The following is a 14,176-nucleotide window of genomic DNA, read 5'->3' as shown; positions in this document are numbered from 1 at the left end:
GCAACCGTCCGCAATCCCGCGATGCCGCAGCTCCCCGGCGGTGCGCGCCCCTCCGGGAAGCCCCCGCACGTCCATGGCGCGGTCCGCGGTGACCGGCGTCACCGTCCGGCCCGGCCGAACGGGACCCGGCGGCGGCACCGCGTACGTAGGGTCACGGGGTGACCACGACACCAGGGGCGGCCACCGACGCCGCCCGCGCCGCCGAGGACTTCCTGCGCGCCTTCCACGACCGGATGCCCGGGCGTCAGTCGGAGGGGACCGAGGCCGCCCCCACCCGCGACGGGCGGACGAGTTACGAGGTGCTCGCCGAGCGTGTCGCGGGCGCCCGGCGGGTCCTGGACCTCGGCTGCGCGGACGGCGCCCTGCTGGAACTGCTCGCCCGGCGCGGGGCCGGGGTTCCGGCCGGCGTCGACCTGTCGGAGAGCGAGCTGGCCCTCGCCCGCCGGCGGCCCGCGCTGGCCGGCGCCGACCTGCGGCAGGGGCGTGCGCAGGAGCTGCCCTTCGCCGACGGCTCCTTCGACGCCGTGGTCTCCCACATGGCGCTCATGCTGATGTCGGACGCCGACCGGGTCGTGGCCGAGGCCGCCCGGGTGCTCGCGCCGGGCGGCACGTTCGCCGTCGCCGTCGGCGGCGGGCCCGTCCCCGGCGAGGCCGTGGAGCTCTTCCTGACGCTGGCCGTGCCGTACTTCAAGGCGGCGAAGCGGCGCCTTCCTCGGCTGGGCGACCGCAGGACACGGAGCCGGGAGGGGCTCGACGGGCTCCTCGCACCGCTGGGCTTCGCGCCGCTGTCCTGGGAGACGGTCGTCATCGCCATGGACGGGACGCCCCACGAGGTCTGGTCCGCCCTCACCGGGACGTTCTACGACATGGAGGTCCTGGACGAGGAGCCGACCGAGGAGCTGCACGCCGTGTTCCTGGATCGGGCCGCCGGCCTGAGCGGAGCCGGCGGACGGGTTCCGTGCGGCATGCGGATCAACGTGGCGGCGGCCCGGCTGGGCCGCTGAACGGGCACCCCCGCGCACCGCGGCCCCGGGCGCCGCAGGGGCACCCGGGGCCGCGGTGTGGAGCTACCGGTCAGCCGCCCGTGACGACCTCGACCGGGCCGATGCCCAGCTCGCGGATCGGGTCCGCGATGGCGGAGGCGTCGCCGACGAGGACGACCACGAGCCGGTCCAGGGGGAAGGCGTTGACGGCCGCGGCCGTCGCCTCCACCGTGCCGGTGACGGCCAGCCGCTCGTAGAGCCGGGCCTGGAAGTCGTCCGGCAGGGACTGCTCGACCTGGTCGGCGAAGGTCCCGGCCACCGCCGAGGCGGTCTCGTAGCGCAGCGGCGCGACGCCCACCAGGTTCTGCACGGCGGCGTCGCGCTCCTCGTCGGTGAGCCCCTCCGCCGCCAGGGTGCGCAGCACCTGCCAGGTGTCGGCCAGCGCGGGCGCGGTGACGTCGGTCGCCACGGACCCGCTGATGCCGAGCAGGGAGACGCCGGTGCCCTCGGGCGTGGACAGCAGCACCTGGCCGAAGGCCCGCACGCCGTAGGTGTAACCCTTCTCCTCGCGCAGGACGCGGTCCAGGCGCGAGGTCAGCGTGCCGCCGAGGCAGTACGTGCCGAGCACCTGGGCCGCCCAGACGGGATCGTGGCGGTCCGCGCCGGCGCGGCCGATGAGCACCTGGGTCTGGACGGACCCGGGCCGGTCGACGATCACGACGCGCGCGGTGTCGTCCGCGGTGATCGCGGGCAGCGGGCGGCGCTCGGCGGGCTTGCCGCTCCACTCCCCCAGCGTGCTCTCGAGCAGCCCCTCCAGGTCGATCCCGGTGAAGTCGCCGACCACTACGGCCGTCGAGGTGGACGGACGTACGTGCGTGTCGTAGAAGGCACGGACGGCGGAGGCGTCGATGCGCGCGACCGTCTCCTCGGTGCCCTGGCGCGGCCGGGAGCAGCGCAGGTCGGCGGCGAAGAGCTCCTTGGACAGCGCCATGGCGGCGCGCCGCGCGGGGTTGGCGAGCTCGTGCGGGATCTCGTCGAGGCGGTTGCGCACCAGCCGCTCGACCTCGCCGTCCGGGAACGCCGGGGCGCGCAGCGCGTCGGCGAGCAGGCCGAGGGCCTTGTCGAGACGGGAGGCGGGGACCTCCAGGGAGACCCGGACGCCGGGGTGGTCGGCGTGCGCGTCGAGGGTGGCCCCGCAGCGCTCCAGCTCGGCGGCGAACTCCTCGGCGGTGTGCTTGTCGGTGCCCTCGGACAGGGCCCGGGCCATGATCGTGGCGACGCCGTCCAGGCCCTCGGGCTCGGCGTCGAGCGGCGCCGTGAGCAGCACCTCGACGGCGACGACCTTCTGGCCGGGGCGCCGGCTGCGCAGCACTGTCAGCCCGTTGGGCAGCGTGGACCGCTCGGGGGCCGGGAAGTCCCAGGGCTTGGGCTGGCCCGGCCGTGGCTGCGGGTGGAACGTCATGGTGGTGTGGACGTCGGTCACTGGTCCGCGCCCTCCTCGTCCTCGTCGGAGTCCTCGCCGGAAGCGGCCGCCGAACCCGTGGGCTCGTAGACCAGCACGGCGCGGTTGTCGGGCCGCAGGGTGGCCGCGGCGACGGCGCGCACCTCGTCCGCGGTGATGTCCAGGATGCGCTTGACGGCGGTCAGCGCGAGCTGCGGGTCGCCGAACAGCACGGCGTACCGGCACAGTTCGTCGGCGCGGCCGCCGACCGTGGCGAGCCGGTCCAGCCACTCGCGCTCGAGCTGGGCCTGCGCCCGCTCCATCTCCTCCGGGGTCGGGCCCTCCTCGGCGAAGCGGGCCAGTTCCTCGTCGACGGCGGCCTCGATGGTGGGCACCTCGACGCCGCTGGACGTCTTCACGTCGAGCCAGCCGAGCGACGGCGCCCCGGCCAGCCTCAGCAGGCCGAACCCGGCCGCGACGGCGCTGCGGTCCCGGCGCACCAGGCGGTTGTGCAGCCGGGAGGACTCACCGCCGCCGAGGACGGTCAGCGCCAGGTCCGCGGCGTCGGACTCGCGGGTGCCGTCGTGCGGCAGCCGGTAGGCGGCCATCAGGGCGCGCGAGGGGACGTCCTCCTCGACGACCTCGCGGAGCTCCCCGCCGATCACCCCGGGGAGTGAACCGTCACGGGGCGCCGGCTTGCCGTCGTGGGACGGGATGGTGCCGAAGTACTTCTCGATCCAGGCCAGCGTCTGCTCCGGGTCGATGTCCCCGACGACCGCGAGGACGGCGTTGTTCGGGGCGTAGTAGGTCCGGAAGAAGGCGCGCGCGTCCTCCAGGGAGGCGGCGTCCAGGTCCGCCATCGAGCCGATGGGGGTGTGGTGGTACGGGTGGCCGTCCGGGTACGCCATCGCCGTCAGCCGCTCGAAGGCGGTGCCGTAGGGGACGTTGTCGTACCGCTGGCGGCGCTCGTTCTTGACCACGTCGCGCTGGTTGTCCAGGCTCTGCAGGTCCAGTGCGGACAGCAGGCTGCCCATGCGGTCGGCCTCGAGCCAGAGCGCGAGCTCCAACTGGTGGGCCGGCATGGTCTCGAAGTAGTTGGTGCGCTCGAAGCTGGTGGTGCCGTTGAGGGAGCCGCCGGCGGACTGGACCAGTTCGAAGTGGCCGTTGCCCTTGACGTTCGCCGAACCCTGGAACATCAAGTGCTCGAAGAGGTGGGCGAGTCCGGTACGGCCCTTCACCTCGTGGCGGGAACCGACGTCGTACCAGAGGCAGACCGCGGCGACCGGGGTGAGGTGGTCCTCGGAGAGCACGACGCGCAGGCCGTTGGCCAGGCGGTGCTCGGTCGCGGTGAGGCCGCCGGATTCTGCCTCCGGCGTGGCCGTGTGACCCATGGGCAAGCTGTCCTTCCGGTCGCGTACTCGTTGTTTTGTGCTGAGACCTGCCACTCTAGGCAGCGGACAAACGGCCCGCGAAGTTCCCGTCACCGCCACGTATGAGGCGGGGGGGTGGTCCGGGCTGTCGGTGGGGCGGTCCACAATGGTCCGCGACAGTCCCGTGTCCTTATCCGATGAGGTCCAGCCGAAGGAGCAGCGCCCTGATGGCCCGCCGCACCACGAAGACCCCGCCGCCGGACGATTTCGAGGAGCGCATCCTCGACATCGACGTCGTCGACGAGATGCAGGGGTCCTTCCTCGAGTACGCCTACTCGGTCATCTACTCGCGCGCCCTCCCGGACGCCCGCGACGGGCTCAAGCCGGTGCACCGGCGGATCGTCTACCAGATGAACGAGATGGGGCTGCGCCCCGAGCGCGGCTTCGTGAAGTGCGCCCGCGTCGTCGGCGAGGTGATGGGCAAGCTCCACCCGCACGGCGACTCCTCGATCTACGACGCGCTGGTGCGCATGGCCCAGCCGTTCTCGATGCGCGTGCCGCTGGTCGACGGCCACGGCAACTTCGGCTCGCTCGGCAACGACGACCCGCCGGCCGCGATGCGGTACACGGAGTGCCGCACGACCCCCGCCGCGATGCTGATGGTCGAGTCGATCGACGAGGACACCGTCGACTTCACGCCGAACTACGACGGCCAGGAGCAGGAGCCGGTGGCCCTGCCCGCCGCCTACCCGAACCTGCTGGTCAACGGCGCCTCGGGCATCGCGGTCGGCATGGCGACCAACATGCCGCCGCACAACCTGGGCGAGGTCATCGCGGCCGCCCGCCACCTGATCCGCTACCCGAACGCGGACCTCGAGACGCTGATGCGTTACGTCCCCGGCCCGGACCTGCCGACCGGCGGCCGGATCGTGGGCCTGGACGGCGTCCGGGACGCGTACGAGACCGGCCGCGGCACGTTCAAGATCCGCGCCACGGTGGCCGTGGAGGACGTGACGGCCCGCCGCAAGGGCCTGGTGGTGACCGAGCTGCCGTTCGCGGTCGGCCCGGAGAAGGTCATCTCCAAGATCAAGGACCTGGTCGGCTCGAAGAAGCTGCAGGGCGTCGCGGACGTCAAGGACCTCACCGACCGCGAGCACGGACTGCGGCTGGTCATCGAGGTGAAGAACGGCTTCCACCCCGAGGCCGTCCTGGAGCAGCTGTACAAGCTGACCCCCATGGAGGAGTCCTTCGGCATCAACAACGTGGCGCTGGTCGACGGCCAGCCGCTCACGCTGGGCCTGAAGGAACTGCTGGAGGTCTACCTCGACCACCGCTTCGAGGTCGTCCGGCGGCGCAGCGAGTTCCGCCGCGGCAAGCGCCGGGACCGCCTCCACCTGGTGGAGGGCCTGCTGGTCGCCCTGGTCGACATCGACGAGGTCATCTCGATCATCCGCTCCAGCGACAACGCCGCCCAGGCCAAGGAGCGCCTCATCGAGCGCTTCGCGCTGTCGGAGATCCAGACCCAGTACATCCTCGACACCCCGTTGCGCCGGCTGACCCGCTTCGACCGGATTGAACTGGAGTCCGAGCGGGACAGGCTGACCGCCGAGATCGAGGAGCTCACCCGGATCCTGGAGTCCGACACCGAGCTGCGCAAGCTGGTCGGCGCCGAGCTGGCGGCGGTCGCCAAGAAGTACGCCACCGAGCGCCGCACCCTGCTGATGGAGCCGGGCGCGGCCCCCGTCGCGGCCGTGCCGCTGGAGGTCGCCGACGACCCGTGCCGCGTGCTGCTCTCCTCCACCGGGCTGCTGGCCCGTACGGCGAACGGCGAGGCCCTGGCCCCGGGCGACGGCAAGCGCGTCAAGCACGACGTGATCGTCTCGGCGATCCCGACGACGGCGCGGGCCGACATCGGGATGGTCACCTCCACCGGGCGCCTGCTGCGGATCGCCGTGATCGACCTGCCGATCCTGCCGGAGACCTCCGGTGCCCCGAACCTGGCGGGCGGGGCGCCGCTCGCGGAGTTCCTGTCGCTGGAAGCGGACGAGCAGGTGCTCTGCCTCACCACGCTCGACGAGTCCTCGCCGGGTCTGGCGCTCGGCACCGAGCAGGGCGTGGTCAAGCGCGTCGTGCCGGACTACCCGGCGAACAAGGACGACCTGGAGGTCATCGCGCTCAAGGACGGCGACCGCATCGTCGGCGCGGTCGAACTGCGCACCGGTGAGGAGGACCTGGTCTTCATCACCGACGACGCGCAGTTGCTGCGCTACCCGGCGGGCCAGGTCCGTCCGCAGGGCCGCCCGGCGGGCGGCATGGCCGGCATCAAGCTGACGGACGGCGCGAAGGTGATCTCCTTCACCGCCGTCGACCCCTCGGCCGACGCCGTGGTCTTCACCCTCGCCGGGACCCGGGAGACGCTCGCAGGCGCCGAGGAGGGCACGGCCAAGCTCACGCCGTTCGACCAGTTCCCGCGCAAGGGAAGGGCGACCGGCGGCGTGCGCTGCCAGCGCTTCCTGAAGGGCGAGGACATGCTGCTCCTCGCCTGGGCCGGTTGCACCCCGGCCCGTGCCGCCACCTCCACGGGTGCGCCGGCCGACCTCCCGCCCAAGGACCCGCGCCGGGACGGCTCGGGCGTGGCCCTCACCAAGCGGGTCTCGGTGGTCGCCGGGCCGGTGTGACCGGCACGTCCACAGCGATGAGGGGCGCGGCACCCGGTACGGGTGCCGCGCCCCTCGGCGTACGCGGTGTCAGGACGCGTACGCCTGCGCCCCGCCGGGTCCTGCCGGGTCGTCCAGGCGCAGCCACACGCAGGTGTCCCGGGGCAGCCGGCCGTCCTCGGCGAGCGGTCCGCTGGCCAGCAGGACTTGCCGGTGCGCAGGGAGCGCGGCGAGGTCCGCGGACAGGTTGAGCACGCAGGCGAAGGCGCCCGCGCGGCGGAAGGCGAGCACGTCGCCGGGACCGTCGAGCCAGTCCATCGGGCCCTCGCCGAGGCCGGGTTCCGCGCGGCGGAGCTCCAGGGCCGTCCGGTACAGGCTCAGCAGGGAACCGGGGTCGCTCTCCTGCGCCTCGGCGGTGTAGCGCGCCCAGTCCGCCGGCTGCGGCAGCCAGGGGTTCCCGCCCCCGAAGCCGTACGGCGGCGCGTCCCCCGACCAGGGCAGCGGCACCCGGCAGCCGTCACGGCCCGGGTCGGTGCCGCCGGAGCGGAAGTACATCGGGTCCTGCAGCAGTTCGGCCGGGATGTCCTCGACCTCGGGAAGCCCGAGTTCCTCGCCCTGGTAGAGGTAGACCGAGCCGGGCAGGGCCAGGGTCAGCAGGGCGGCGGCGCGGGCGCGACGGGTCCCGAGCTCCAGGTCCGTGGGGATGCCGTGGGCCTTGGTCTTGAAGTCGAAGCCCGTGTCGGCGCGGCCGTACCGGGTGACCGTACGCGTCACGTCGTGGTTGGCCAGCACCCAGGTCGCGGGGGCACCGACCGGCGCGTGCGCGGCGAGCGTCGCGTCGACGGAGGCGCGCAGCCGGCCGGCGTCCCACGGGCAGGCGAGGAAGTCGAAGTTGAAGGCGGTGTGCAGTTCGTCGGGACGCAGGTAGCGCGCGAAGCGCTCGGTGTCCGGCAGCCACACCTCGCCGATCAGCACGCCGTCGTAGGGGTCGGCGACGCTGCGCCAGGAACGGTAGATGTCGTGCAGTTCGTCGCGGTCGATGTAGGGGTGCGGGTCGGTGCCCTCCACGAAGTCGGGCAGGTCAGGGTCCTTGGCGACCATGGCCGCCGAGTCGATGCGCACCCCGGCCACGCCGCGCTCGAACCAGAAGCGCAGGACGTCCTCGTGCTCCCGTCGCACCGCGGGATGGGCCCAGTTGAGGTCGGGCTGCTCCGGGGCGAACAGGTGCAGGTACCAGTCGCCGTCCGGGAGCCGGGTCCAGGCGGAGCCGCCGAACTGCGAACGCCAGCCGTTGGGCGGCAGCTCGCCGTCCTCGCCGCGGCCGGTGCGGAAGTGGAACAGCTTGCGCTCGGCGCTGCCGGGCCCGGCCTCCAGGGCCGCCTGGAACCAGACGTGCTGGTCGGAGATGTGGTTGGGGACGATGTCGATGATGGTGCGGATGCCCAGGGCGCGTGCTTCGGCGATCAGCTTCTCGGCGTCGGCCAGCGTCCCGAAGGCCGGGTCGATGGCCCGGTAGTCGGCGACGTCGTAGCCGCCGTCGGCCATCGGCGAGGGGTACCAGGGGTTGAACCAGAGCGCGTCCACACCCAGCGCGGCCAGGTACGGCAGTCTGGACCGCACCCCGGCGAGGTCGCCGGTGCCGTCCCCGTCTCCGTCGGCGAAGCTGCGTGCGTACACCTGGTAGATGGCGGCGCCGCGCCACCACGCGTCGGTGGCCTCGGCCGGGTGGGTGTCTGCCACGTGACTGGTCCTTTCGGGCAGCTGGGACCGCGCCGCCCGCCCCGTGGCGGGCGGCGTGGTGCTGGACGGGTGCGGCCGGAGGCCGTCGGGGCCGGGTCTCAGCCCTTGAGGCCGCCGGCGGTGAGGCCGCTCATGATGTTGCGCTGGAAGATCAGGAAGATCAGCAGGGTGGGCACCGAGGCCATCGCGATGGCCGCGACCAGCCAGTTCTCCGGCACCCCGCTGGCGAGCGAGTAGATGCCGACGTTGAGCGTCTGCTTCGTCGGGTCGGGCAGGGTGAGCATCGGCCAGAGGAAGTCCTTCCAGACCCCGACGATCGCGAAGATGGAGACCACTCCGAGGATCGGGCGGGAGATCGGCAGGACGACCGACCACAGGGTGCGCAGCGGGGAGGCTCCGTCGATGGAGGAGGCGTCCAGCAGTTCCTGCGGCACCGAGTCGAAGAACCGCTTCAGCAGGAAGATGTTGAAGGCGTTGGTGACCGACGGCAGCCAGATCACCCAGGGCGAGTTGAGCAGGTTGCGCTGGAAGACCGGCACGTCCAGCACCGTCAGGTACTGCGGTACGACCAGGACGGTGGCCGGGATCATCAGCGTGGCGAGCATCATCCCGAGGATCACGTTGCCCAGCACCGGACGGAGCTTGGACAGCGAGTAGGCGGCCGCCACGTCGAACACGAGCTGGAAGGCGAGTGCCCCGAACGCGTACCAGAGGGTGTTGAGCAGCAGGTGGGACAGGTCCATCACGTCCCAGGCGCTCTTGTAGTTCTCGGGGTGCAGGGCGTGCGGGAAGGCGGTGGGCGGGATCTGCGCGAACTCCTCCGTGGACTTCAGGCCGTTGGAGGCCATCCAGTACAGCGGGCCGAGGAAGACCAGCGTGAAGGCGACCAGTACCAGGGCGAGGACGGTCCGGTAGACGATCTTGCCGCGGCGGCTCGCCAGCTGCGTCGGCGATATCAGCGTTCGGGTGCTGCTGCTCATCGGTGGTTCCCCGCCCTACTCGTCCGTGGCGCGGCTGAGCCGCACGTACCCGGCGGAGAAGACCGCCAGCAGTACGAGCAGGACCAGGCCGAGCGCCGCGGCGCTGCCGTAGTTGTTGAAGCTGAAGGCGTACTGGTAGATCAGGTAGACGACGGTGGTGGTGGAGCCCTCCGGCCCGGAACCGCCGGTCAGCAGGAAGGGCTCGGTGAACACCTGCATCGTGGCGATGATCTGCATGAGCAGCATCAGCGACAGGATCAGCCGGGTCTGCGGGATCGTCACGTGCCAGATCTTGCGCAGGAGCCCGGCGCCGTCGAGTTCGGCGGCCTCGTAGAGCTCGCCGGGGATGCCCTGGAGCGCGGCCAGGTAGATCAGGGTCGCGCCGCCCATGTTCATCCACGTGGAGGCGATGACCACCGACAGCATCGAGGTGCTGGTGGACTGCAGCCACTGCTGCTGGGGCAGGTGCAGCACCTCGAAGATGCGGTTGAACAGGCCGTACTCGGGGTTGTAGAAGTTCTTGAAGAGCAGCACCGAGGCCACCGGAGGCAGCATCACCGGCAGGTACACCAGCAGTCTCAGATAGCCCCGCGCGTGCCGCAGTTCGTTGAGCAGCAGGGCGATGACGAACGGCACCGCGAAGCCGAGCAGCAGCGCCAGGGCGGTGAAGAGCAGGGTGTTGCGCCAGGCCTGCCAGAACGCGGGGTCGTGGAAGACGTAGTTCAGGTTCGACCAGCCGGCCCAGGTGGTGGCCCCGTCCTCGGTCTTCTGGAAGGCCAGCAGGACCTCCCTGACCATCGGGTACCAGGAGAAGAACCCGAAGCAGAGCACGGCGCCGATCAGGAAGCCGTGCGCGGTGAGGTTGCGGCGCAGGGCGCGGCCGGCCCGCCCCGGACGGCGGCCGTCCGGGGCGGGGCGGCGCACCGTACGGCGCGACCGGCTCTTCGCGGGAGTGCTGGTGGGCAGGGTGGGGGCGCTGGGGGCCGACATCGTCGCTCCTGGGTGCCGGGTGCCGAGGGGACCTGGGCTACTGGTTGGCGAGGACCTGGTTGACCTGGGTCTCCGCGGTGGACAGCAGCTTGGCGGGGTCCGCGTTCTTGTTGGTGAGGACACCGGACATCACGTTGTCCAGGACCTTGTAGATCTCCTGGGCCTTCGCCGGCTCGGCCTTGCCGGGGATCGGGTTGTCCATGAAGGCGCGGAAGTTCTCCACCGGCATCGTGGCGCTCTCGGTCTTCAGCTGGTCGTCCTTGGTCTTGCTGGCGCCGATGAAGAAGGCCGGCTGGGGCAGACCGACGGGCAGGCCGTCCGCCTTGGAACGCGCGTACTCGAACTGGCCCTTGCCGACGCTGAGCGTCTTGAAGTTCAGCCAGGCGATGGCGGCCTTGATCTTGTCGGGCGAGCTGCCCTTCTTGATCATGTAGTCGTTGCCGCCGAAGAGGGTGGCCTTGCCGCCGGGGATCGGGCCCATGCCGAAGTTGGCGTAGTCGGCGCCGAGCTGCTGGACCATGTACGTGATGTCGTCCGGCGCGGCCAGGAACATGCCGAGCTTGTCGGTGGCCATCTGCTTCTGCAGGTCGCCCCACTTGAGCAGCTGCGTCTGGCCCATGCTGTTGTCGGTCCAGCGCATGTCGTGCAGGTTCTGCACGACCTGCTTGCCGAGGTCGGTGTTGAACCCCGCCTTGGTGCCGTCCGCGGAGACGACGTCGCCGCCCAGGCCGTACATCGTGGCCGTGAAGTGCCAGCCCCCGGTGTTCTGGGCGCTGTAGTCGCCGTAGCCGGCGATGCCCTTGCCGAGGCCGGCGATCGCCTTGGCCGCGGTGCGCACGTCCTCCCAGGTGGTCGGCGGCTTGTTGGGGTCGAGGCCGGCCTGCGTGAAGAGCTTGCGGTTGATCAGCAGACCCATGGTGTAGTTGCTGGTGGGCAGGCCGTAGAGCTTGCCGTCCTTCTTCAGGACGTTCAGCACGTTGGGGTCGATGTCGTTCAGGGCCGGGACGGTCTTGTCGGTGACGTACGCGGAGATGTCCGCGGCGCCGTCGTTGTCGAGCACCTGCTGCAGGTCGGTGAAGTACGTGTAGAACACGTCCGGCTGGGACTTGGCCTTCAGCGCGGCCGTGAAGCGGGCCGGCTCCTCGCACTGGCCGGGCGTCGACTTACCGTCGATCGTCACGTTCGGGTACTTCTTGTTGAAGGCGGCGACGTCCTCCTTCCACTCCTTGAGCTCCGCCTTCTTCGCGGCCGGCGGCATGCAGTCGATGGTCAGCGTGACCTTGGCCTTCGGGTCCAGCGGGGCGGTGGGGTCGGACGAACCGCCGGCCGCGTCGTTGTCGTTGTCCGCACTGCTGCTGGTGCCGCAGGCGGTGAGGACGGCCAGGGCCATCACGGAGACGAGCGTGGCCGCGGAGGCACGGCGAGCGGGGCGGAACCAGGAGCTTCTCATCGGTGGTCCCCTTCGGGCATGAGCGTGGAAGCCCCCGACCACACGCAGCGGGGGCGTCGCACACTCAAGCACCACAAACAGATGTCCGCAAGATCTCGCGCAGATTTCGCAAAAGATTGACGGCCTTGCGCAGCTCGGCAACGAAGGAAGCGAACACCGGGAACGGAGCGGGAACCCCGGTCCGCGGGGCGCGCGGCCGCTCAGCCGCGAACAGGCCCCGTCGTCCCGCGGACGACCAGCTCGGGCTCGTACAGCAGCTCGTCGGAAGCCACCTGCTTGCCCGCGATCTTCAGCGCGAGCAGCTCGACGGCGGTGCGGCCCATCGCCTCGATGGGCTGCCGCACCGTGGTCAGCGGCGGGTCGGTGCAGGTCATGAACGCCGAGTCGTCGTAACCGACCACGGAGACGTCGCCGGGCACGGACAGCCCCAGCCGGCGCGCCGCCCGCACCGCGCCGAGCGCCATCGGGTCGTTGGCGCAGATGATCCCGGTGACCCCGCGCTCCCAGAGCTTGGCGGCCGCGGCCTGGCCGCCCTCCAGCGTGAACATCGCCCGCCCGACGTGCTCGTCGGGCAGCGACCCGCCGCCCGCGGCGGCCGCGGCCCGCGCCGCGGTCAGCTTGCGCCGCGACGGCATGTGGTCGGTGGGCCCGAGCAGCAGGCCGATCCGCTCGTGGCCCAGCGAGGACAGGTGCCGCCAGGCCTGCTCCACGGCGACCGCGTCGTCGCACGACACCCGTGGGAAACCGAGGTCCTCTATCGCGGCGTTGATCAGCACCACCGGCAGGTTCCGCTCGGCCAGCAGGCGGTAGTGGTCGTGCGGCGCGTCCGCCTGCGCGTACAGACCGCCGGCGAAGACCACGCCGGAGACGTGCTGCTGCAGCAGGAGCGAGACGTAGTCCGCCTCCGACACCCCGCCCGCGGTCTGCGTGCACAGCACCGGCGTCAGGCCCTGCTGGGCGAGGGCCGCCCCCACGATGTCGGCGAAGGCCGGGAAGATCGGGTTCTGCAGCTCCGGCAGCACCAGCCCGACCAGCCGGGCCCGGTTCCCCCGCAACTGCGTCGGCCGCTCGTACCCCAGCACGTCCAGCGCCGTGAGCACCGCCTGCCGGGTGCCCTCCGACACCCCCGGCTTCCCGTTCAGCACACGGCTGACGGTGGCCTCACTGACCCCGACCTTCTTCGCTACTTCGGCAAGCCGTCGCGTCATGAGCGCAAGCATACGACATGGCATGCAAGTGGTTTGCGCTCATGCGCAAGACCGTTGGGACGCCCGGCACCCGGGGGTGCCGCCGCGGCAGGAGCGACCGAAGCGTCGCCTCACCCTCAACCTGGGCCAATACAGCGCCCACCTGTCCTGAATAGCGCGCTTCACGACCGTTCCCTGCGGGTAACACTCATTCGACGGCGGGTGCCGGACCCGTACGTCCCTGCGTGCTTCTCACCTCTCCGAGGCAGTCGATCAGAGCCGCTCGTACCTGCCCGGAGCTTCGCTTCTTCGGGCTGCCGCCGCCATGACGGGCGGGCGTGCGCCGATCGGGGGGTCACATGGCGCGTTCCAGAGAGGTGGGCGGAATCGCCGCCCTGCTGGTCATCGGGGTCACCGCCGTCCTGGTGCTCACGGCCGCCGTCGCCGTGGCCCTGGGCAAGCTCATGGTGGCCCTCGCCTCCCCCTCAAGCCCCGGCCAGGACTCCGCCGCGTCCACCTTCATGGCCGCCAACGCCGCCTTCTCGGGGCTGGCGCTGGCGGCGGTGCTCGTAACGTTCGGCGTGCAGCAGCGGAAGGCCCGGCACCAGCGGCGGGAGTTGTCCCTGCAGCGCCGCGAACTCTCGCGTACGCACGCCCAGTTGTACCGCAGCGCCGAGGCGGACTTACGCACCCTGCACGTGGAGTTGTTGAAGCTAGCCATCGACAACCCGGAACTCATGATCGTCTGGGCGGGATTCGACGAGGTGTCCGCCGAGCAGGGCCGCGAGATGCTGTACGCGAACCTGGTCTTCTCCCACTACTTCCTGGCGTACAGGCTGGGTACGTTTCCGCTGTCCGAGATACGGGGACAGTTGCGGGTACTCGTCCAGAGCCGCAAATTCCGGGAGTACTGGGCCTTCACCGCGGCACATCGCGCTGTCCTGGACCCGACCGGCGAAGAACGTCTCTTCGGCGCGATCATCGACGGGGCGATCCAGGAGTTCGAGAGCCGCGGGAGCATCTGACGCAGTCGCACGCCGCTCCACGGCGTCACTCCAACGGCACGAATAATGCTCCGTCGCACGCCACTCACTGGCAATCTCTCGTACCATGGATATCCTGCGACGCATCGGTGCGTCCCCACGCGAACGCGGAAGCATGAACGGCACCACGTGTCCGGACATCTTCGAACTGGCGAACGGTGACTTCGCCGTCATCGGCACCGATGCGACGGCCGCACTTGACGGAAAATTGCCGGCCGATGCCGGACGCGCGGACTACGAACGCATCGTCGTGATCTCACGTGAGACCCTCGTACGCGCGAAGAGCGAGATCCCGGACGCCTGACCTGCAAATATACCCCTCGTCGGCCTCCCCG

11 protein-coding genes are annotated in these 14,176 nt (G+C 71.1%); 4 read left to right on the top strand and 7 right to left on the bottom strand.

The window, feature by feature from the left end:
- The first annotated feature begins 158 nt into the window (after window positions 1-158).
- Window positions 159-1,004, top strand: coding sequence for a class I SAM-dependent methyltransferase (locus AC1VWI_RS32130; protein WP_499514487.1), 846 nt, complete (start codon window positions 159-161; stop codon window positions 1,002-1,004).
- A gap of 70 nt (window positions 1,005-1,074) precedes the next feature.
- Here AC1VWI_RS32130 and AC1VWI_RS32125 read toward each other — a convergent pair whose 3' ends face one another.
- Both AC1VWI_RS32125 and AC1VWI_RS32120 read right to left on the bottom strand, forming a co-directional pair.
- Window positions 1,075-2,445: a M16 family metallopeptidase gene (locus tag AC1VWI_RS32125; RefSeq protein WP_499516971.1), complete on the bottom strand. Its 1,371-nt coding sequence runs from the start codon at window positions 2,443-2,445 to the stop codon at window positions 1,075-1,077.
- A 17-nt stretch (window positions 2,446-2,462) separates the two neighbouring features.
- On the bottom strand, window positions 2,463-3,815 hold the full coding sequence (locus tag AC1VWI_RS32120; protein WP_499514486.1) for a M16 family metallopeptidase: 1,353 nt from the start codon (window positions 3,813-3,815) through the stop codon (window positions 2,463-2,465).
- Between the two features lie 206 nt (window positions 3,816-4,021).
- Between AC1VWI_RS32120 and AC1VWI_RS32115 the strand changes: the two genes are divergently transcribed.
- Window positions 4,022-6,472: a DNA gyrase/topoisomerase IV subunit A gene (locus tag AC1VWI_RS32115; RefSeq protein ID WP_499516970.1), complete on the top strand. Its 2,451-nt coding sequence runs from the start codon at window positions 4,022-4,024 to the stop codon at window positions 6,470-6,472.
- Between the two features lie 69 nt (window positions 6,473-6,541).
- Here AC1VWI_RS32115 and AC1VWI_RS32110 read toward each other — a convergent pair whose 3' ends face one another.
- The 5 genes from AC1VWI_RS32110 to AC1VWI_RS32090 all read right to left on the bottom strand — a co-directional run bounded on the left by AC1VWI_RS32110 (window position 6,542) and on the right by AC1VWI_RS32090 (window position 12,819).
- Window positions 6,542-8,191, bottom strand: coding sequence for a glycoside hydrolase family 13 protein (locus AC1VWI_RS32110; RefSeq protein ID WP_499514485.1), 1,650 nt, complete (start codon window positions 8,189-8,191; stop codon window positions 6,542-6,544).
- Between the two features lie 98 nt (window positions 8,192-8,289).
- Window positions 8,290-9,171 (bottom strand): carbohydrate ABC transporter permease, encoded by an 882-nt coding sequence (locus AC1VWI_RS32105; protein WP_499514484.1) that lies wholly within the window; start codon window positions 9,169-9,171, stop codon window positions 8,290-8,292.
- A 15-nt stretch (window positions 9,172-9,186) separates the two neighbouring features.
- Complete coding sequence (locus AC1VWI_RS32100; protein ID WP_499514483.1) at window positions 9,187-10,161, bottom strand: carbohydrate ABC transporter permease; 975 nt, start codon at window positions 10,159-10,161, stop codon at window positions 9,187-9,189.
- Between the two features lie 37 nt (window positions 10,162-10,198).
- Window positions 10,199-11,611: an ABC transporter substrate-binding protein gene (locus AC1VWI_RS32095; protein ID WP_499514482.1), complete on the bottom strand. Its 1,413-nt coding sequence runs from the start codon at window positions 11,609-11,611 to the stop codon at window positions 10,199-10,201.
- 200 nt (window positions 11,612-11,811) lie between these two features.
- Window positions 11,812-12,819, bottom strand: a complete 1,008-nt coding sequence (locus AC1VWI_RS32090; protein WP_354796787.1) for a LacI family DNA-binding transcriptional regulator — start codon at window positions 12,817-12,819, stop codon at window positions 11,812-11,814.
- A 338-nt stretch (window positions 12,820-13,157) separates the two neighbouring features.
- Between AC1VWI_RS32090 and AC1VWI_RS32085 the strand changes: the two genes are divergently transcribed.
- Both AC1VWI_RS32085 and AC1VWI_RS32080 read left to right on the top strand, forming a co-directional pair.
- The gene (locus AC1VWI_RS32085) at window positions 13,158-13,823 is read left to right on the top strand and encodes a DUF6082 family protein (protein WP_499514481.1); all 666 of its coding nucleotides are present in this window, start codon (window positions 13,158-13,160) and stop codon (window positions 13,821-13,823) included.
- Window positions 13,824-13,908: 85 nt separating this feature from the next.
- A complete protein-coding gene (locus tag AC1VWI_RS32080; protein WP_499514480.1) occupies window positions 13,909-14,145 on the top strand; it encodes a hypothetical protein in 237 nt (78 codons plus the stop codon).
- Window positions 14,146-14,176: the final 31 nt, after the last annotated feature.

The sequence above is a fragment of the Streptomyces sp. TOM-9 genome, from assembly GCF_056858595.1.
The sequence above is the reverse complement of the archived record's forward strand: the minus strand, read 5'-3'. Positions and strand labels throughout refer to the sequence as shown.

Excerpts from the sequence above, each read along its gene's own strand:
- AC1VWI_RS32100 (WP_499514483.1), bottom strand. The coding sequence starts at position 10,161 with ATGTCGGCCCCCAGCGCCCCCACCCTGCCCACCAGCACTCCCGCGAAG.
- AC1VWI_RS32125 (WP_499516971.1), bottom strand. The coding sequence starts at position 2,445 with ATGACGTTCCACCCGCAGCCACGGCCGGGCCAGCCCAAGCCCTGGGAC.
- AC1VWI_RS32115 (WP_499516970.1), top strand. The coding sequence starts at position 4,022 with ATGGCCCGCCGCACCACGAAGACCCCGCCGCCGGACGATTTCGAGGAG.
- AC1VWI_RS32095 (WP_499514482.1), bottom strand. The coding sequence starts at position 11,611 with ATGAGAAGCTCCTGGTTCCGCCCCGCTCGCCGTGCCTCCGCGGCCACG.
- AC1VWI_RS32080 (WP_499514480.1), top strand. The coding sequence starts at position 13,909 with ATGGATATCCTGCGACGCATCGGTGCGTCCCCACGCGAACGCGGAAGC.
- AC1VWI_RS32090 (WP_354796787.1), bottom strand. The coding sequence starts at position 12,819 with ATGACGCGACGGCTTGCCGAAGTAGCGAAGAAGGTCGGGGTCAGTGAG.
- AC1VWI_RS32120 (WP_499514486.1), bottom strand. The coding sequence starts at position 3,815 with ATGGGTCACACGGCCACGCCGGAGGCAGAATCCGGCGGCCTCACCGCG.
- AC1VWI_RS32085 (WP_499514481.1), top strand. The coding sequence starts at position 13,158 with ATGGCGCGTTCCAGAGAGGTGGGCGGAATCGCCGCCCTGCTGGTCATC.
- AC1VWI_RS32105 (WP_499514484.1), bottom strand. The coding sequence starts at position 9,171 with ATGAGCAGCAGCACCCGAACGCTGATATCGCCGACGCAGCTGGCGAGC.